Source organism: Nocardia sp. NPDC005825 (assembly GCF_040630175.1).
In the GTDB taxonomy this organism is placed as follows: Bacteria; Actinomycetota; Actinomycetes; order Mycobacteriales; family Mycobacteriaceae; genus Nocardia.
Genome location: NZ_JBEXXC010000013.1, coordinates 194,921 through 213,722, shown reverse-complemented (window position 1 = coordinate 213,722; position 18,802 = coordinate 194,921). Strand labels below are relative to the sequence as shown.

Annotated in this window: 15 protein-coding genes, 1 rRNA gene and 1 pseudogene; 15 read left to right on the top strand and 2 right to left on the bottom strand. The window is 69.9% G+C overall.

The genetic code is table 11. From position 1 onward, the window contains the following. The 3 genes and pseudogenes from rrf to ABZ382_RS29940 all read left to right on the top strand — a co-directional run. Nucleotides 1–91 (top strand): 5S ribosomal RNA (rrf, locus tag ABZ382_RS29950); the annotation flags it as partial. Between the two features lie 1,339 nt (nucleotides 92–1,430). Beyond that, nucleotides 1,431–2,159, top strand: a pseudogene (locus ABZ382_RS29945) (hypothetical protein); the annotation flags it as partial. A gap of 251 nt (nucleotides 2,160–2,410) precedes the next feature. Further along, nucleotides 2,411–3,304, top strand: a complete 894-nt coding sequence (locus ABZ382_RS29940) for an HAD-IIA family hydrolase (RefSeq protein WP_357095756.1) — start codon at nucleotides 2,411–2,413, stop codon at nucleotides 3,302–3,304. Between the two features lie 21 nt (nucleotides 3,305–3,325). Here ABZ382_RS29940 and ABZ382_RS29935 read toward each other — a convergent pair whose 3' ends face one another. Further along, on the bottom strand, nucleotides 3,326–4,084 hold the full coding sequence (locus tag ABZ382_RS29935; protein ID WP_357095753.1) for a class I SAM-dependent methyltransferase: 759 nt from the start codon (nucleotides 4,082–4,084) through the stop codon (nucleotides 3,326–3,328). 196 nt (nucleotides 4,085–4,280) lie between these two features. Here ABZ382_RS29935 and ABZ382_RS29930 point away from each other — a divergent pair, with 196 nt between their 5' ends. The 4 genes from ABZ382_RS29930 to recN are packed head-to-tail and all read left to right on the top strand — an operon-like array spanning nucleotide 4,281 to nucleotide 8,151. Next, nucleotides 4,281–4,538, top strand: coding sequence for a hypothetical protein (locus ABZ382_RS29930; protein ID WP_357095750.1), 258 nt, complete (start codon nucleotides 4,281–4,283; stop codon nucleotides 4,536–4,538). A 1-nt stretch (nucleotide 4,539) separates the two neighbouring features. Next, the gene (locus ABZ382_RS29925; RefSeq protein WP_357095747.1) at nucleotides 4,540–5,430 is read left to right on the top strand and encodes a TlyA family RNA methyltransferase; all 891 of its coding nucleotides are present in this window, start codon (nucleotides 4,540–4,542) and stop codon (nucleotides 5,428–5,430) included. Continuing rightward, entirely contained in the window at nucleotides 5,427–6,392 is a 966-nt protein-coding gene (locus ABZ382_RS29920; RefSeq protein ID WP_357095744.1) for an NAD kinase, read from the top strand. The genes ABZ382_RS29925 and ABZ382_RS29920 overlap by 4 nt, the downstream gene beginning before the upstream one ends. Next, entirely contained in the window at nucleotides 6,370–8,151 is a 1,782-nt protein-coding gene (gene recN, locus ABZ382_RS29915; RefSeq protein ID WP_357095741.1) for a DNA repair protein RecN, read from the top strand. The genes ABZ382_RS29920 and recN overlap by 23 nt, the downstream gene beginning before the upstream one ends. A 69-nt stretch (nucleotides 8,152–8,220) precedes the next feature. Here the strand turns inward: recN and ABZ382_RS29910 are convergent, their stop codons facing one another. Further along, the gene (locus tag ABZ382_RS29910; protein WP_357095738.1) at nucleotides 8,221–8,640 is read right to left on the bottom strand and encodes an SRPBCC family protein; all 420 of its coding nucleotides are present in this window, start codon (nucleotides 8,638–8,640) and stop codon (nucleotides 8,221–8,223) included. A gap of 182 nt (nucleotides 8,641–8,822) precedes the next feature. Between ABZ382_RS29910 and steA the strand changes: the two genes are divergently transcribed. The 8 genes from steA to scpB all read left to right on the top strand — a co-directional run bounded on the left by steA (nucleotide 8,823) and on the right by scpB (nucleotide 18,137). After that, nucleotides 8,823–10,034, top strand: coding sequence for a putative cytokinetic ring protein SteA (steA, locus tag ABZ382_RS29905; protein WP_357095735.1), 1,212 nt, complete (start codon nucleotides 8,823–8,825; stop codon nucleotides 10,032–10,034). An 8-nt stretch (nucleotides 10,035–10,042) separates the two neighbouring features. Continuing rightward, nucleotides 10,043–10,960, top strand: a complete 918-nt coding sequence (locus ABZ382_RS29900) for a copper transporter (protein ID WP_357095732.1) — start codon at nucleotides 10,043–10,045, stop codon at nucleotides 10,958–10,960. A 132-nt stretch (nucleotides 10,961–11,092) separates the two neighbouring features. Beyond that, on the top strand, nucleotides 11,093–12,820 hold the full coding sequence (locus tag ABZ382_RS29895; protein ID WP_357095729.1) for a CTP synthase: 1,728 nt from the start codon (nucleotides 11,093–11,095) through the stop codon (nucleotides 12,818–12,820). A gap of 235 nt (nucleotides 12,821–13,055) precedes the next feature. Continuing rightward, entirely contained in the window at nucleotides 13,056–13,709 is a 654-nt protein-coding gene (locus tag ABZ382_RS29890) for an NUDIX hydrolase (protein WP_357095726.1), read from the top strand. Nucleotides 13,710–13,788: 79 nt separating this feature from the next. Then, nucleotides 13,789–14,709, top strand: a complete 921-nt coding sequence (gene xerD / locus ABZ382_RS29885) for a site-specific tyrosine recombinase XerD (protein WP_357095724.1) — start codon at nucleotides 13,789–13,791, stop codon at nucleotides 14,707–14,709. A 370-nt stretch (nucleotides 14,710–15,079) separates the two neighbouring features. Then, the gene (locus ABZ382_RS29880) at nucleotides 15,080–15,976 is read left to right on the top strand and encodes a ParA family protein (protein WP_357095788.1); all 897 of its coding nucleotides are present in this window, start codon (nucleotides 15,080–15,082) and stop codon (nucleotides 15,974–15,976) included. Between the two features lie 293 nt (nucleotides 15,977–16,269). Then, complete coding sequence (locus tag ABZ382_RS29875; RefSeq protein ID WP_357095785.1) at nucleotides 16,270–17,115, top strand: segregation/condensation protein A; 846 nt, start codon at nucleotides 16,270–16,272, stop codon at nucleotides 17,113–17,115. A 362-nt stretch (nucleotides 17,116–17,477) separates the two neighbouring features. Continuing rightward, a complete protein-coding gene (scpB, locus tag ABZ382_RS29870) occupies nucleotides 17,478–18,137 on the top strand; it encodes an SMC-Scp complex subunit ScpB (protein WP_357095782.1) in 660 nt (219 codons plus the stop codon). Nucleotides 18,138–18,802: the final 665 nt, after the last annotated feature.

Below are 18,802 nucleotides of genomic sequence, written 5' to 3'. Positions count from 1 at the left end.
GCCCGGTCCCATTCCGAACCCGGAAGCTAAGGCCACCTGCGCCGATGGTACTGCACTCGACAGGGTGTGGGAGAGTAGGACACCGCCGGAACATCCTTCGCGATAAGGGGACCCTCTTGGGTCCCCTTATCGGCGTTTAAGCACCCGGTGCCGCGTTGACGCTCGAGGCAGCGTGATTGAATTTGGGGTAGGTGGATCGCCCACCCGCCCTCCTCACGCGCTCTCCAGCGCCGTGGCCGGGTACCGCAGGCTACAAAGTACAGAGAGGGATCACCGTGGCGGAGCAGAACGACGGCCGCAAACCCTTCCGCCGCAATGACGGTGGATCCGGACAGGGCGGCTACGGTCGGCGCGAGGATGGCGGACGCCGCGACCAGGGCCGGCCGTCGTACGGCGGTGGTCCGCGTCGCGAGGGCGGCGGCAGTCGTGAGGGCGGCTTCAACCGTGGTGGCGGCGGTGGCTTCAACCGCGGCAAGGACAATGAACGCGGCGGCTTCAACCGCTCCGAGGGCGACCGCGATCGCGGCGGCTATCGGGGCGAGAGCCGGACCGGTTCCGACCGTGACGGCGGAAGCCGGGGCGGTTACAGCCGCGGCGACCGCGACGGTGGTTTCAACCGGGACCGCGGTGACCGCCGTGAGGGCGGGTCCAGCCGTGGTGGGGAGCGTCGTGAGGGCGGTTTCAACCGTGGCGGCGGTGACCGCCGCGAAGGTGGCTTCAACCGTGGCGGGGAGCGCCGCGAGGGCGGCTTCAACCGCGGCGGTGGCGATCGTCGCGAAGGCGGTTACGACCGTGGCGGCGAACGTCGCGAGGGCGGTTTCAGCCGTGGCGGCAGCGATCGTCGCGAGGGCGGTTTCGATCGCGGTGGTGACCGTCGTGAGGGCGGTTTCAATCGTGGTGGGGAGCGCCGCGAAGGTGGATTCAGCCGCGGTGGCGGCGAACGTCGCGAGGGCGGCTTCAACCGTGGCGGCAGCAGCGATCGTCGAGAAGGTGGGTTCAACCGCGGTGGGGAGCGCCGCGAGGGCGGTTTCAGCCGTGGCGGTGGCGATCGTCGCGAGGGCGGTTTCGATCGCGGTGGCGATCGTCGTGAGGGTGGCTTCAATCGTGGTGGCGGTGACCGTCGCGAGGGTGGCTTCAGTCGTGGCGGCGGTGAGCGTCGCGAAGGCGGTTTCAACCGTGGCGAGCGTCGTGAAGGTGGATTCGACCGTGGTGACCGCGGGGATCGTCGTGAGGGCGGGTTCAACCGCGGCGGCGAGAACCGTGGTGGCGGACGGGGATTCGATCGCGATCGTGGTCCGCGCGAGGAGAAGAAGAGCTTCGCGCGCGACGAGGTCGGCGCGACCGGCGGTGCGGACGCCCGCGAGGACAAGGGTTTCGAGCGGGCCGGGAACGGTTCGGGCGAGCGGTCGTTCGATCGCGGTGAGGACCGTCGCCGGGGCGGCGAAGGCGCGCGGGCCGGTGGTGGCCGGCCGGGCGAGCGGCGGTCGGGTCGTCCCGACGAGCCGGGTCTGCCGGACGACGTGCAGCCCTCCGATCTCGAGCCGGCGGTGCGGCGCGATCTGCTGAGCCTGGACAAGAGCAATGCCGAGACGGTGGCCCGGCACCTGGTGATGGTGGCGCAGCTGCTGGACGAGGATCCGGAGCTGGCGCTCGAGCACGCGCGGGCGGCGCGGCAGCGGGCCGGCCGGATCGCCGTGGTGCGCGAGACCGCCGGTGTCGCGGCCTATCACGCGGGTGAGTGGGCCGAGGCGCTGTCGGAGCTGCGGACCGCGCGGCGCATGTCGGGTGGTTCGGGTCTGCTGGCCGTGATGGCGGATTGCGAACGCGGCCTGGGCCGTCCGGAGCGCGCCATCGAGCTGGGCCGCAGCGACGAGGCCCGTGCCCTGCAGGGCGACGAGGCGACCGAGCTGCGCATCGTGGTGGCGGGCGCGCGCATGGACCTGGGGCAGTTCGACCAGGCCGTGGTGACGCTGCAGACCGCGGAGCTGGATCCGGCGCGCTCGGGTTCGGCCGCGGCGCGGCTGTTCTACGCCTACGCCGAGGCGCTGCTGGCCGCCGGTCGCGAGGACGAGGCGCTGACCTGGTTCATGAACGCGGCCTCCGCGGACCACGACGGCGAGACCGACGCCGAGGAACGCGCCGCCGAACTCTCCGGCGAGGGTGACGACGACGGCGCGGACTGGACCGCGGCCTTCGACGAGGACGCCGAAGACGATGCCGAGGACGCCGAGGACGAATCGGATTCGGCTGCGGCGGAGCGGGATTCCGAAGACGATGGACCGGAGAAGTCGGCGAAGCCCGCCGAGGGCTCCGAGAACTAGGACCGGCAAGTGAACTCGACCGTGCGGCAGCGCCACAGCGCAGCCGCACGGTCGTTTCTGTTTCTGTGCACAGTGAGAGGGACGGCGTCATGCGATTGCGGGATCGGTTCGAGGCCCTGCTACTGGATCTGGACGGGACGCTGTTCCGCGGCCACGAGCGGATTCCCGGTGCGCCGGAAGCGCTGTCGGCGGGCGCGCCCGAACAGCGGCTGATGTATGTCACCAACAATGCGAGCCGCTCGGCGGACGCGGTGGCGCTGCATCTGCGCGAACTGGGTTTCGACGCGCACGAGGACGAGGTGGTGACCAGCGCGCAGGCGGCCGCGCGGCTGCTGGCGCAGCGGATCCCGCCGGGGTCCACGGTGCTCGTGGTCGGCACCGACGACCTGATGTCGGAGGTGGAGAACGTGGGCCTGCAGGCGATCCGTCGCTTCGACGGCGCGCTGCCCAGCGCGGTGGTGCAGGGCCATTCGCCGCAGACCGGCTGGCCGGATCTGGCCGAGGCCGCCTACGCGCTGCAGCAGGGCGCACTGTGGGTGGCCGCCAACACCGATGCCACCCTGCCCACCGAACGCGGTCTGGCGCCGGGCAACGGGTCCATGGTGGCGGCGTTGCGGCACGCGTCGGGACTGGAGCCGATCGTGGCGGGCAAGCCGTACGCACCCTTGATGGAGGACGCGCTGGAACGCGCGGGCACCCGGGACGCGCTCGTGGTCGGCGACCGCCTCGACACCGACATCGACGGCGCGCACACCACCGGGCTGGAGTCGTTCATGGTCCTCACGGGCGTGAGCACGCTGGAGGATCTGCGCACCCAGCCCGCCGATCGCATGCCGACCTATATCGCCGAATCCCTGGATGCCCTGAACCATCCGGTGGCCGACCTCGACCCGGTGGTGCCGGGGGAGGGCGATATCGCCGAGGCGATCGCCGACTGCCTGGCGAAGGCGCCCGGCCGCGCGATCACCATCCGGTCCGTCTGATGCGCCGCGAGGTATAAAGCCTCACAATGGTTTTCGCGCCTCGAACAGGGTGCGTGCCGAATGCGCGACGAAGGGTCCGTCCTGCACCATCTGCCGATGCAGGTCGTGCAGGCGGTCCCGATACTCCGCGACGGTGAATCCGGGCACCATCCAGATGACCTTGCGCAGGAAGTACACCACCGCGCCGATGTCGTTGAACTCCACGCGAAGTCGTTCCGGCCGGGCCTGCAGGATCTCCAGCCCCGCAGCCCGAGCCGCGGCGGCCTCGGCGTCGGGATCACGGGTGCGGCGGGCATCGGGCTGCGGGCCGAGGAAGTACTCGACGAGTTCGAACACACTGGCCGGGCCGACATGCTGCGCGAAGTAGGTGCCGCCGGGTTCGAGCACCCGCGCGATCTCGCTCCACCAGACGGTGGCGGGATGCCTGCTCGTCACCAGGTCGAACGCCGCATCGGCGAACGGCAGGGGCGGCTCGTCCGGGTCGGCGACCACCACCGCGCCGCGCGGATGCAACAGCCGGGTCGCCTTGGCCAGGTTGGGCGGCCACGACTCGGTGGCGACCATGGTCGGCGGGAACACGGCGGCCTCGGCGAGCACCTCGCCGCCGCCGGTCTGGATATCGAGGGCGGCCCGCGCGACCGCCAGGCGCGCCGCCTGCTGCCGCTGGAATCCCCAGGAGGGCCGCTGTTCGGTGGCGCGCCCGGCGAGCCAGGAGAAATCCCACCCGTCCACCGGGGCCGCGTCGGCCTCGGCGATCAGTTCCTCGAAGTCGCTGTCCATTTGCCTCATCCTGTCAGCCGCCCCCGACGGTGGTCGGCGCGGCCGCCCCGGTCGGCGGGTGGATCGGGATGCGGCGGGGTACGTGTGTTCGAATGCGGGTTCGGGTAGCGTTATCGCCACGATGACTATGCCCATGCCTCGACCGCCGATTCCCGCGCCGGGACAACACCCCGGCACGCCCGGAGCGCAGCCCGGTATGCCGGGTCCCCGCCCGGGCGCGCCGCTGCCGGGACAGCATCTGGCGGGCGCGAATCAGGAGTTCGCCGACCCGGATCGGGTCCGGACCGAGGTGGACGCGCTGCTGGCCGAATTGTCGGCGGGCGCGCCGAATCCCGGCTTTCCGGGTGCGCCGAGCGTGCATTCGGAGGGCACCGACATCGTGCGGCGGGCCAAGATTCTGGAGCAGGCGCACGAGGTGCTGGTGCAGGCGCTGGCCACGGTGGACAAGATCTGAGGTGGCCAGGCGCGCGCGGGTGGACGCGGAACTGGTTCGCCGCGGATTGGCGCGGTCGCGGGAACACGCGGTCGAGCTGATCAACGCGGGCCGCGTCCTGATCAATGGGTCGGTCGCCACCAAACCGGCGACCGGAGTCGAAACGAGCACCCCGCTGCTGGTGCGGGAGCAGCCCGACGAGGTGCAGTGGGCCTCGCGGGGTGCGCACAAGTTGCTGGGCGCGCTCGAGGCGTTCGAGCCGCAGGGCGTGTCGGTGGACGGCAAGCGCTGTCTGGACGCGGGCGCGTCCACGGGTGGTTTCACCGACGTGCTGCTGTCGAAGGGCGCGAAAGAGGTGGTGGCCGCCGATGTCGGCTACGGCCAGCTGATCTGGCGGCTGCAGAACGACGACCGCGTCCAGGTGCACGATCGCACCAATGTGCGGGCGCTGACGCCCGAACTCATCGGCGGCACCGTCGATCTGGTGGTCGCGGACCTGTCGTTCATCTCGTTGGGGCTGGTGCTGCCCGCGCTGGCCGCCTGCTGCGCGCCGGGCGCGGATCTGCTGCCGATGGTGAAGCCGCAGTTCGAGGTGGGCAAGGAACGGGTGGGTTCCGGTGGCGTGGTGCGGGATCCGGCGTTGCGCGCCGAGGTGGTGCGCGAAGTCGCCGCCGCGGCAGCGGCCCTCGGGCTGCGTACCCGTGGCGTGACGGCCAGCCCGCTGCCCGGTCCGTCCGGGAACGTCGAGTATTTCCTGTGGCTGCGCAAGGAGTCCGCGCCGGTCGGGCCGGATGCGGCCGAACCGGTGGCGACCGGCGACGCCGCGGGCGTCGGTGCGGCCGCCTACGATGCTGACGAGGCGACGCGTGTGGCGGCGCTGATCGAGCGTGCGGTGCAGGAGGGTCCACAGTGAACGCGGCGAGCCCGGCCAGGGAAGTGCTGCTGGTCGCGCATCCGGGACGCCCGGAGATCACCGATACCGCGCATCGGGTCGCGAAGATCCTGTGCGGGGCCGGGATCGGGCTGCGGGTGCTCGAGGACGAGGCCTACAGCACCCGCTTCGACGTCGACGACGACGGCGCCTCCAACGGCTACCCGATGCGGGTGATGACGCACGACCTGGTCGCCGCGGTCGGCACCGAGATGGTGCTCGCGCTCGGCGGCGACGGCACCTTCCTGCGCGCGGCCGAACTCGCGCGCGCCGCGTCGGTGCCGGTGCTCGGTATCAACCTGGGCCGCATCGGTTTTCTCACCGAAGCCGAGGCCGAACACCTCGACGAGGCGCTCTCGCAGGTGGTGCGGCGCGACTACACCGTCGAGGAACGCATGACCATCGACGTCTCCGTGCGCGTCGACGACACGGTGGTGGAACGCGGCTGGGCGCTGAACGAGGCCAGCATCGAGAACGCGGCCCGCATGGGCGTGCTCGAAGTGGTCCTCGAGGTCGACGGCCGCCCGGTGTCGGCGTTCGGCTGCGACGGTGTGCTCATCGCCACCCCGACCGGGTCCACCGCATACGCCTTCTCGGCCGGCGGTCCGGTGGTGTGGCCGGAACTCGAAGCGCTGCTGGTGATTCCGTCCAATGCCCACGCCCTGTTCGCGCGACCCCTGGTGACCAGCCCGGATTCGCTGATCGCGGTGGAGACGGTGGCGACCGGACACGACGCGATTGTTTTTCTCGACGGCCGACGCACCCTCGCATTGCCGCGGGGCGGCCGGGTCGAGACGGTCCGCGGGACCGAACCGGTGCGGTGGGTTCGGCTCGATTCCGCGCCGTTCGCCGACCGGATGGTGCGCAAATTCCAGTTGCCCGTGACAGGCTGGAGAGGCCGACAGCGGACGGAGAGCACGAGTGCTGACAGAGATCAGGATTGACGGGCTGGGCGTAATTTCCACCGCCACCGCACAATTCCACGAAGGTCTGACCGTTTTGACGGGTGAGACCGGTGCGGGCAAGACCATGGTGGTGACGAGCCTGCATTTGCTCAGCGGCGCCCGCGCCGACGCGGGCCGGGTACGCCTGGGCGCGTCGCGAGCCGTGGTGGAGGGGCGTTTCACCGTCGACGAGGTGCACGACGGCGCCATCGGCGAGGTGGAGGATGTGCTGGAATCCACCGGGGCCGAACGCGATGACGACGGCAGCATCATCGCCGTCCGCACCGTCGGCAGCGACGGCCGCTCCCGCGCCCACCTGGGCGGCCGGTCCGTACCCGCCTCGGTGCTCTCGGATTTCACCGGTCCGCTGCTGACCGTGCACGGCCAGAACGACCAGCTGCGCTTGCAGCGCCCCGACCAGCAGCTGCACGCATTGGACCAGTTCGCCTCGGACGCGGTGGCCCCGCTGCTGGCCAAGTACCAGAAGGCGCGAAAGGCCTGGCTGGACAAGCGCAATCAGCTGCTGGAGCGCACCGCGCGCAGCCGGGAACTGGCGCTGGAAGCCGATCATCTGACCCAGTCGCTGGCCGAGATCGACGCCATCGCACCCGAACCCGGTGAGGACGAGCATCTCGTCGGCGAGGTGCGGCGGCTCTCGGACCTGGACTCGCTGCGCGAGGCCGGTTCCATCGCCCACGACGCGCTGGCCGGTCCGGCCGATTCGCCGGGTGAGGCGGCGGGCGCGCTGGATCTGCTCGGCACCGCCCGCGCGCGCATCGAATCCTCCGACGATCCGAAGCTGACGGCGCTGGCTCCCCGTCTGGGCGAGGCGATTTCGGTGGTGGTGGACCTGACCACAGAGCTCAGCTCCTATCTGTCGGATCTGCCGTCGGATCCGGGCGCGCTGGAGTCCATGCTGACCCGGCAGGCCGAGCTGAAGACACTGACCCGCAAGTACGCGCCCGATATCGACGGCGTCATCAAGTGGGCCGACGAGGCGCGCACCCGGCTGTCCTCGCTGGACGTGTCCGAGGAGGCCCTGGCCGCGCTGGCCGCCGATGTCGAGACCGCCGCCGAGAAGGTGCGCGAGACCGCCCGCAAGCTGACCGCCGCGCGCGGCAAGGCCGCCGGCAAGCTGGCCAGTGCGGTGAGCACCGAACTGGGCGGCCTCGCCATGGGCCGCGCCCGGCTCGAGGTCGGCGTCGGTCCGATCCTGGCGGGCGTACAGGATTCGGCACCGCTGGTCATCGACGGTCAGGAACTGCACGCCGGATCGACGGGCGTCGACGAGGTGGAGTTCCGGCTGGCCGCGCACTCGGGCGCGCATCCGCTGCCGTTGAGCCGCAGCGCTTCCGGCGGTGAGCTCTCCCGGATCATGCTGGCGCTGGAAGTGGTGCTGGCCAGTTCCGAGCACGGCACCACCATGGTGTTCGACGAGGTCGACGCCGGTGTGGGTGGTCGCGCGGCGGTCGAGATCGGGCGTCGCCTGGCGCGTCTGGCCCGCACCCATCAGGTCATCGTGGTGACCCACCTGCCGCAGGTGGCCGCCTTCGCCGACACCCACCTGGTGGTCGACAAGCTCGATGACGGCCAGGCCGTGAAGTCGGGCGTGAAGGCGCTGACTCAGGACGAACGCGTCGTGGAGCTGGCTCGCATGCTGGCGGGCATGGGCGACACCGAAACCGGTCGCGCGCACGCGTGGGAGCTGCTCACCACCGCGCACTCCGAGAAGGTCGGCGCGGCCGCCTCCGGCGAATAACGCGTCCCCCGAACAGAAAACCGGCCGGGACCCGACAAGGGTCCGGCCGGTTTTTCGTGCGTTGTCGCGTTACTTCACGGCTTTGCGCACGCCGCCGATGAGGGCATTGGTGAGGGCGCGCAGGCCGGGCTCGAGGATCTGGGCCGGCAGCGGGAGGCTCGGCTCGGACTCCATGGTGTAGACGACCCGGGTGCCGCCGGGCGCGTCGGAGAAGGCGATGGTGCCGACGTGCCGCTTGACCGGGGCGCCCGCGATGACGCGGTAGACCATGCGCTCACCGGGGACGAGCTCGGTGGTCTCCTCGGTCGGGCCGATGCCGGCGATGCCGAGCTGATACTGGGCGCCGACGCCGGACGGGCTGCCGATGCCCGGCTTCTTCAGCGAGACCTTGATGGGCAGAAAGGCATTGAGGCTGTCGCGCTCGGAGAAGAGTTTGAACACGACGTCGCGGGGGGCGGGAATGACGGTGTCGACCGTGGTGCTGGCCATGACGGCATTGTCTCCTTTCGTGCCGGTATTCGGAGCATATCCTTACCGGCCGGTAAGAAGATAGCCGCGAACCGGACAACCTGCGGCCACCGGGACTCGAGCAACATTTCGGCGATCAAATGATGATGCTGACCGGCGCGCCTCCACCAGTGGTTGAGAGTTTGGGGTGATCATCGGTCGCTATGAAGATGATGGGCCTGCTGTCGCGCAATACCGAAACGCTGCCGGGTCTGACCGGGATGGCCCGGGTGGACCGCAATACCAGGCGTTTGCTGCAGCGCGTGGGCCCGGGGGATGTGGTCGTCCTCGACGAGTGCGACCTCGACCGGCTCACCGCCGACCGCCTGGTCGAGGCCCAGGTCGCGGTGGTGGTCAACGCCTCACCCTCGATCTCCGGGAGATACCCGAACCTGGGTCCGGAAGTGCTGGTGGCCAACGGCATTCAGTTGCTGGACGCGGTCAGCTCGGACGTGTTCAAGAAGATCAAGGACGGCACCAAGGTGCGCGTCGAGGGCGGTGTGGTCTACGCCGACAAGCTCGCCAAGAAGGAGCCCGAGGCCCTCGTGGAGGGCATCGAACTCACCGAGACGACCATCGCCGAGCGCATGATCGAGGCCCGCAACGGGCTCGCCGACCACCTGGAAGCGTTCTCTGGCAACACCATAGAGTTCATCCGCACCGAGTCCTCCTTGCTCATCGACGGCATCGGCGTGCCCGATGTCGAGGTCGAGATGAAGAAGCGGCATGTCGTGGTGGTGGCCGACGGTCCCGAGCACATCGAGGACCTCAAGCGGATCAAGCCGTTCATCAAGGAGTACGCCCCGATCCTGATCGGCGTGGGCCGCGGCGCGGACACGCTGACCCGCCACGGGTATCGCCCCGACCTGATCGTCGGCGATCCGGAGGAGATCACGGCCACCACGCTCAAGTGTGGTGCGGAGGTGATCCTGCCCGCCGACACCGACGGCCACGCCAAGGGGCTCGAGCGCATCCAGGATCTGGGCATCGGCGCGACCACCTTCCCGTCCTCGGGCGCACCCTCGGATCTGGCGCTGCTGCTGGCCGACCACCACGGCGCGTCGCTGATCGTGACCGTCGGCGCGGCGGCCTCATTGGACGACTTCTTCGACCGCGGTCGCCGCGACTCCAACCCGGCGACCTTCCTGACCCGTCTCAAGATGGGCACCAAGCTCATGGACGCCAAGGCCGTGGCCTCGCTGTACCGGCACCGGGGTTCCGGCTGGGCGATCGCGCTGGTGGCGCTGGCGGCGCTGGTGGCCCTGGTGGTCGCGGTGCTGGCCACGCACATGGGCGGTGAAGCGGTGACCTGGATGTCCGACACCTGGGATCGCGGATGGCACTGGGTGGAGCGGCTATTGGACCGGCAGAGGTAGAGGACCGAATGATTTCTTTTCGCCACCACGCGATTTCGATCGCCGCGGTATTCCTGGCCCTGGCGGTGGGCGTGGTGCTGGGCACCCGGGCGCAAGGCAACGGGTTGTTCTCCGGCGAGCGGCAGCAGGTCGGCGACCTGCGAGCCGAGAACGGGCGGCTGACCGAACAGGTGAAGGCGGCCGACGCCTTCCTGTCCGGCGCGTCCGGCAAGCTGCTGACCGGGGCTCTGGCCAATCGGTCGGTGCTGATCTTCACCACGCCCGACGCCGACAGCGGCGACGTCGACGCGGTCAGCGCGGCGCTCACCACCGCCGGGGCCGCGGTCACCGGCCGGGTCGGCCTTTCCGGCGCGTTCACCGACTCCTCCGAAGGCGATCGGCTGCGCACCGCGCTGGTGAACATGGTGCCCGCGGGCGCGCAGCTCAAGGTCGACGCCGTCGACCAGGGCAGCCTCGCGGGCGATCTGCTCGGGCAGGTGCTGCTGGTCGATCCGGGGAACGGGCAGCCGCGCGGCACCCAGCAGGAGCGCGGCCTGGTCCTGGAGACGCTGCGCGGCGGCGGCTTCCTGACCCCTGTCGGGGACGTGCAGCCCGCCCAGCTGGCCGTGGTGGTCACCGGGGACGGTGCGCGGGCCGAGGAGAACAACCGGGGCACCATCATCGCCCGATTCTCGGCTGGGCTGCGGTCTCACAGCGCCGGTGTGGTGCTAGCGGGTCGCTACGGGGCCGCCGAGGGGCCGGGCGCGATCGCCGTGGCCCGGTCCGAGCTCGGGCTGTCGGCCGTCACCACCGTCGACAACGCCGATCGCGAGATCGGGCGGATCACCACCGTGCTCGGGCTCACCGAGCAGCTGAACGGCGGTACCGGTCGTTACGGCACGGGTGCGAAGGCGACCTCGCTCACAGTCGCCGCCATGCCGCACTGACCGCGGTGAACACAAAGCCAACGCCGAGCACCGGAAAGGTTGCCCGCGACACGCGGAACCGAGTCGATCGCGCGCGGCCGAACACGCGTGGCATGCGATCAGCCTCCGCAATCCGTGTTACCGTGAAGACCCGTGGGTAATTCACGGATTCCGGCGCGCGCGGCCACGAAACACATCTTCGTCAGCGGCGGTGTCGCCTCTTCACTCGGTAAGGGTTTGACCGCCTCCAGCCTCGGTCAGCTGCTGACCTCGCGCGGTCTGCGCGTCACGATGCAGAAGCTGGATCCGTACCTGAACGTCGATCCCGGCACCATGAACCCCTTCCAGCACGGTGAGGTGTTCGTGACCGAGGACGGCGCGGAGACGGACCTCGACGTCGGCCACTACGAACGGTTCCTGGACCGCGATCTGTCCGGGGACGCCAATGTCACCACCGGCCAGGTGTACTCGAAGGTGATCGCCAAGGAGCGTCGCGGCGAGTACCTCGGCGACACCGTGCAGGTGATCCCGCACATTACCGACGAGATCAAGAGCCGCATCCTCGCGATGACCGGTCCCGATCTGCACGGGCAGGCGCCCGATGTGGTGATCACCGAAATCGGTGGCACCGTCGGCGATATCGAGTCGCAGCCGTTCCTCGAGGCGGCGCGTCAGATCCGCCACGAGGTGGGTCGCGAGAACTGCTTCTTCCTGCACGTCACGCTGGTGCCCTACCTGGGCCCCTCGGGCGAGCTCAAGACCAAGCCGACCCAGCACTCGGTGGCGGCGCTGCGCAATATCGGTATCCAGCCCGACGCGCTGATCCTGCGCTGCGACCGCGATGTGCCGCAGCCACTGAAGAACAAGATCGCGCTCATGTGCGACGTGGATGTGGACGCCTGCATCTCGACGCCGGACGCGCCGTCGATCTACGACATTCCGAAGGTGCTGCACCGGGAGGGCTTGGACGCGTACGTGGTCCGCAAGCTCGGGCTGCCCTTCCGCGACGTGGACTGGACGGTCTGGGGCGATCTGCTGGACCGCGTGCACAACCCGCGCGAAGAGGTCACCGTCGCGCTGGTCGGCAAGTACGTGGACCTGCCCGACGCCTACCTGTCGGTCACCGAGGCGCTGCGCGCGGGCGGTTTCGCCTCGCGGGCCAAGGTGAACATCCGCTGGGTGCAGTCCGACGAGTGCGAGACCGAGGCCGGCGCCCGCTCGCACCTGGCCGATGTCGACGCCATCCTGATCCCCGGCGGCTTCGGCATCCGCGGCATCGAGGGCAAGGTGGGCGCCATCCGGTTCGCCCGCGAGCACAAGATTCCGCTGCTGGGCCTGTGTCTGGGCCTGCAGTGCGTGGTCATCGAGGCGGCGCGCTCGGTGGGCATGAAGGACGCCAACTCGGCGGAGTTCGAGCCCGACACCAAGTTCCCGGTCATCTCCACCATGGCTGATCAGGAGCAGATCGTGGCCGGTGAGGCCGACCTGGGTGGCACCATGCGCCTGGGCGCGTATCCGGCTGTGCTGCAGAAGGATTCGCTGGTCGCGCAGGCGTACGGCGAGACCGAGGTCTCCGAGCGGCACCGCCACCGCTACGAGGTCAACAACACCTACCGCGACAAGATCGCCAAGAGCGGCCTGAAGTTCAGCGGCACCTCCCCGAACGGCCACCTGGTCGAGTTCGTGGAATACCCGCAGAACCAGCACCCGTTCCTGGTCGCCACCCAGGCGCACCCGGAACTCAAGTCCCGCCCGACCCGCCCGCACCCGCTGTTCGCGGCGCTCATCTCGGCGGCGCTGGATTACAAGGCCGCCGAACGGCTCCCGGTCGAGATCCCGGCCGAGGCCCCGGCCCCCGAAGGCGAGAAGGTCTCCAAGTAGCCCTCCGCCGGCTTGCCACCCGACACCGCCCGAGCGTCCAGTACGCCCGGGCGGTGTCGTTTTCCGGGCCTGCCCGAGCTTCCGCTCGGATCGAGAGCCCGGCTCCGAGTGGCTCGTGGGCAGTCCCATTCGGTTGACGGGCCGTGGTAATCGCCGGAGTGGCGTCGGCCACGGCAGCGCGGGTGGCGGGCCGAGTGTGGCCGGGCGGGGCGGGGATTCGCGCTACGGTTCTGGGATGACGTCCTCCGGTCCGGTTCCCGGTTCACACGAATTCGATGTTCTGTCCAGTCGCACCGTGTATTCGGGGGCGATTCTCGCGCTGCGGCTGGACCAGGTGGTCATGCCCGGCGGGAAGGTGGCCGAGCGGGAGGTGATCGAGCACCACGCGGCGGTCGCGGTGGCGGCGCTCGACGAGGACGAGAATCTGGTGCTGATCAATCAGTATCGGCATCCGATCGGGCGGCGGTTGCTGGAGTTGCCCGCCGGGTTGCTGGACAAGCAGGGGGAGGATCCGCTGGAGGCGGCCAAGCGGGAGCTGGCCGAGGAGACGGGGCTGGCGGCGCGGGAATGGGCGGTGCTGGTCGATGTGGCGCTGTCGCCGGGGTTCACCGATGAGGCGCTGCGAGTGTATCTCGCCACCGGGCTGTACGAAACCGACCGGCCCGACCCGGAAATGGAGGAGGCCGACCTCCAATTGCTGCGGATGCCCCTGGCGGAAGCCGTGCAGGCCGCGCTGGCGGGGGAGATCACCAATGCCACCGCGGTCGCCGGAGTCACCGCGCTGATGACGGCTCGCGCCTCCGGGGCGGTGCTGCGGCCCGCGGACGCGCCGTGGCCCGGCATGCCGACCGCGTTCCTGGACCGCAAGGCGCGGGGGCACGCGGAGTAGATCCCGATTGGGAAACTTGTTCTGTTTGCCGGGGTTTGGCTGGGGAAGTTCGTCGGTGGCTGCTGCAATGATGTGACCCGTGCTGAAGCGGCAGATCGACGCGTACCTCGACCACATGGCGGTCGAGCGCGGCGCCGCGCGCAATACGCTCAGCGCCTACCGCCGCGATCTGGGGCGATATCGGCACTTCCTGTCCGAGCGCGGAGTGGAAACGCTTGCGCGCGTGGCCGAATCGGACATTGCCGATTACATGGTGTCATTGCGGTCCGGCGACGCCGAGCATCCCGCGCTGGCGGCGTCCTCGGCGTCGCGGGCGCTGGTCGCGGTGCGCGGGCTGCACCGGTTCGCGACGGCGGAGGGGATCACCGACGCGGATGTGGCGCATCCGGTGAAACCGCCGACGCCCGCCCGCAGGCTGCCGAAAGCCCTTCCTTACGACCAGATCTCACGGCTGCTCGACGCGGCCGGCGGTGATATCGCCGACGGTCCGCGCGGGCTGCGGGACCGGGCCTTGCTGGAATTGCTGTACTCCACGGGCGCGCGCATCTCCGAAATCGTCGGCCTGGACGTGGACGACATCGACACCCCCGAGCGCGCGGTCGTGCTGCGCGGCAAGGGCGGCAAGCAGCGCATGGTCCCGATCGGCCGTCCCGCCCTGGCCGCCCTGGACAACTACCTGGTCCGGGGCCGCCCCGAACTGTCCGCGCGCGGCCGCGGCAACAGCGCCCTGTTCCTCAACCATCGCGGCGGCCGGCTGTCGCGCCAGACCGCTTGGCAGGTCCTGCAATCCGCCGCCGAGCGCGCGGGCATCGCCGCGCAGGTGTCGCCGCACACGCTGCGCCACTCGTTCGCGACCCACCTGCTCGACGGCGGCGCGGACGTCCGGGTCGTGCAGGAACTCTTGGGCCACGCCTCGGTCACCACCACGCAGATCTACACCCTGGTGACGGTCGGCACGTTGCACGAGGTCTGGGCGACCGCGCACCCGCGCGCCCGGTGAGAGTGCCGCACGGGTCCCGAAGGACGGCGCATTTGCGCCATACCCGTATCCTCCAATTCCGCCGATTCCGGTTTATCCGGTGCTTCGGGCGCGGAACATGACCCTGAACCCGTAACCTGCTGTGCCACAGTGCAACGAGAGGTCCCGGACCGGTCCTCGGCCCGGCTCGGGCGTCTGTACCGGGTCTGAAGTGCAGGTTTAGGGTGCGTGTCCGAACGTTGGTCTCGCGCGAACAGGCGGTAGCGTCTAGGAGGAACCCGATCGCACACGCGGCCGGGTGCTTCGTCCATTCCAGGCCGGTGGGCGAGGCAAGGGCAGGAACGTCGAAGGAGCAGCGGACGTGACGACTACCGGTGGTGCGGGCCAGCGGATCGAAACCGCCGCGCAAACCCTGTGGGAGGCACCCGATGTGGTGCACGACGCGAAGCAGGTCGGTCCCACCGGACGCCCGCTGCGCGAGATCCCCGAACCGCCCGAACCGGACCACACCGGCCCCGCGCTGATCGTCGCCATGTGCAATCAGAAGGGCGGTGTCGGCAAGACCACCTCGACCATCAATCTCGGTGCGGCGCTGGCGGAATACGGGCGCAAGGTGCTGCTGGTGGACCTCGATCCGCAGGGCGCGCTGTCGGCGGGACTCGGTGTGGCGCATCACGATCTGAACGTGACCGTGCACAACCTGCTCGTCGGGCCCGGCAAGGTGAATCCCGACGACGTGCTGATGAATACCAAAGTCGACGGCATGGATCTGCTGCCCAGCAATATCGACCTCTCGGCCGCGGAGATCCAGCTCGTCAACGAGGTCGGCCGCGAGCAGACCCTGGGCCGCGCCCTGGCGCCGCTGCGCGACCGCTACGACTACATCCTCATCGACTGCCAGCCGTCGCTGGGCCTGCTCACCGTGAACGCCCTGGCCTGCGCCGACGGCGTCATCATCCCCATGGAGTGCGAGTACTTCTCGCTGCGCGGACTGGCCCTGCTCAACGACACCGTGGAGAAGGTGCGGGACCGGCTGAATCCGGCGCTGACCCTGTACGGCATCGTGGTCACCATGTTCGATGCCCGCCTATTGCATTCGCGCCAGGTCATGACGCGCGTGGTCGAGGTGTTCGGCGACCTCGTGTACGACACCGTGATCTCACGGACCGTCCGCTTCCCCGACGCCAGCGTCGCGGGTGAGCCCATCACCACGTGGGCGCCGAAATCCGGTGGCGCGGAAGCCTATCGGGCCATGGCCCGGGAAGTCATCCAGCGGTCGGGCCGTTGAGCGATCCTCTCGACTCGGCGTCCGGCCACGACCCCGCGGACGCGGATACCGGCATGCCCGGGGACGGGTCGCCGGTCGTAGGCGACATCGTCGGTGCTGGTGAGGATGTTTCCGGTGAGGACCTCGCGGATGCGGACCTGACCGGTGAGGACCCGGCCGGTGTCGTCGCGGACATCGCCGGAGCGGGTGCGGACGAGACCTCCGAGAACGCGGCCGCGCCCGGTTCGTCGGTGGTATCCGATATCGCCGGATCCGGCGCTGTGGCGAAGCCCGCCGCCCCGGCGGGCACCGCTGTGGCATCCGAAAGTTCGGACAACGCGGGCAAATTCCATCTGAAGCTGGCCAATTTCGAGGGCCCCTTCGACCTGCTGCTCCAACTGATCAGTTCGCGACGCCTCGACGTCACCGAGATCTCGCTGCACAAGGTGACCGACGAGTTCATCGCCCACACCAAGGCCCTCACCGCCCGCTTGTCCGAGGTGAAAGGCCTGCGCGCGGACAAGGTCCTGGACCAGACCACCGAATTCCTGCTCATCGCGGCCACCCTGCTGGATCTGAAGGCGGCCCGGCTGCTGCCCTCGGGCGAGGTGTCCGACGAGGAAGACCTGGAGTTGCTGGAGGCGCGCGACCTGCTCTTCGCGCGGCTGCTGCAGTACCGCGCGTTCAAACAGGTCGCGGAACTGCTGGGCGAGCTGGAGGCGGCGGCGCTGCAACGGTATCCGCGCGCGGTGTCGCTGGAGGAGCGGTATCTGGCGCTGTTGCCCGAGGTTACGCTGGGGGTGGACGCCGCGGGATTCGCGGAGGTCGCGGCCACCGTGTTCCGGCCACGTCCGCGACCGCGGGTGGGGCTGGATCACATCCACGCCCACGCCATCTCGATCGCCGAGCAGGCCGCGCTGGTGCTGGAGATGCTCAAGAACGCGGGCGCGGGCGGTTGGACGACCTTCCACGAACTCTGCGCCGACTGCGAGCTGCCGATCCAGATCGTGGCCCGCTTCCTCGCGCTGCTCGAGCTCTACCGCGGCAAGACCATCGAGTTCGACCAGCCCGACCCGCTGGGCCCGCTGTCCGTCAGCTGGATCGGCGAGCTCGAGGACCAACCCGCCCAACCGGTGACGATTGAAGAGGACTACGGGTGACCGAGGTGCACAACATGGATGACGACGTGCAGGACCAGCCCGCCGGCAGCCAGCCCGCACCCCAGCCGACCCTGGCCGAGCAGATCATCGCCGAAGCGGCCGCGGCAGCCAAGGCCCGCGCGGCCGGACCGGAGACGACCGAGTCCGAGGCCGTCGCCGACCCCACGCCCGAGGTTGCCGCCGAGACCGCCGAGTCCGCGCCGGACGCCGATATCACCGGGACAGCGGCCGACATCACACCGGCCGAGGCCGAAGTCACAGTGACCGCGACCGAGGTCACAGTGCCCGCGGACGAAGTCACGGCACCGGCGGACGATGTCGCCGCGCCCGCGGAGGCGGAGCAGGCCCCCGCGCCACCCGCCCTGGCGGTCGATCCTCAGGAGTTCGACGACGAGGACGAGCTGTCGGAGGCGGAGTTCCGGTCCGCGCTGGAGGCCATGTTGCTGGTGGTCGACGCGCCCGCGCCGACGGAACTGCTGGCCTCGGCATTGCGGGATCACCCGGTCCGGGTGGAGGCCGCGCTGCGGGAGATGTCGGCGGAGTTGACCGCGCGGCGCAGTGGCATGGATCTCAGGTTCGTCGGCGACGGCTGGCGGTACTACACGCGGACGGAATTCGCTCCCTACGTGGAACGTATGCTGTTGGACGGCGCACGATCGAAACTGACTCGCGCGGCTTTGGAAACCATGGCGGTGATCGCGTACCGTCAACCGGTTACCCGAGCACGCGTGAGCGCGGTGCGCGGCGTGAACGTGGATGGCGTGATCAGGACCCTGCTGGCGCGGGGGCTGATCGCGGAGGCCGGAGCGGACCCGGAGACCAACGGCACTCTGTACATCACCACCGAGCTGTTCCTGGAACGGATCGGGCTTGCGTCACTGGCGGATCTGCCGCCATTGGCCCCGCTGCTCCCGGGCGTCGACCTGATCGACGAGATCAATGAGAGCTTGGAGACCGACCCCCGGTACACCAGGCTGAAGAAACCGGCCGAGGCGAATATCGACCTCGGCACCGAAGACTGAAACAAGGACAACGTGAATACACCCGCTCGCCGAGATGGCACACCGGATCGTAGGAAACGTGGCAGCGAACCGCCCCGTGGCGGTTCCCGCGCCGCCCGAGGCCGGACCGGAGACGACCGGTCCAGCGGCGGCAATTCTTATGACGGAGCCCGTGGCGGCTCCACGTCGCGCGGCTCGCGCGGCGACTCGCCCTCCTGGGGCGGCAATTCCCGCGGTGACTCCCGCGGCGGCTCGGGTTCGTACGGCCGTGACTCGGATCGCTCGCGCGGTGGCGCCGGTTCGTACGGTCGTGATTCCGACCGTTCGCGCGGTGGCGCTGGTTCGTATGGCCGCGACTCCGACCGTTCGCGTGGCGGTGCCGGTTCGTACGGTCGTGATTCCGATCGCTCGCGTGGCGGTGCGGGTTCGTACGGCCGCGACTCCGACCGTTCGCGCGGTGGTGCTGGTTCGTACGGCCGTGACTCCGATCGCTCGCGTGGCGGTGCCGCTCCCCGCGGCGAAAGCCAGTGGGGCGCAAGCGGTTCCCGTGGCGGCGCGCCCGCTCGCGGCGGCTCGGGCTCCGGCGTCGGCGGCCCGGGCGGTAACTCCGCGCGCGGCAACCAGTCTCGCGGTATCGGCGGCGGTCGCCCGCTGGCCCCGCACACCTCGCCGAACACCACCGGCAA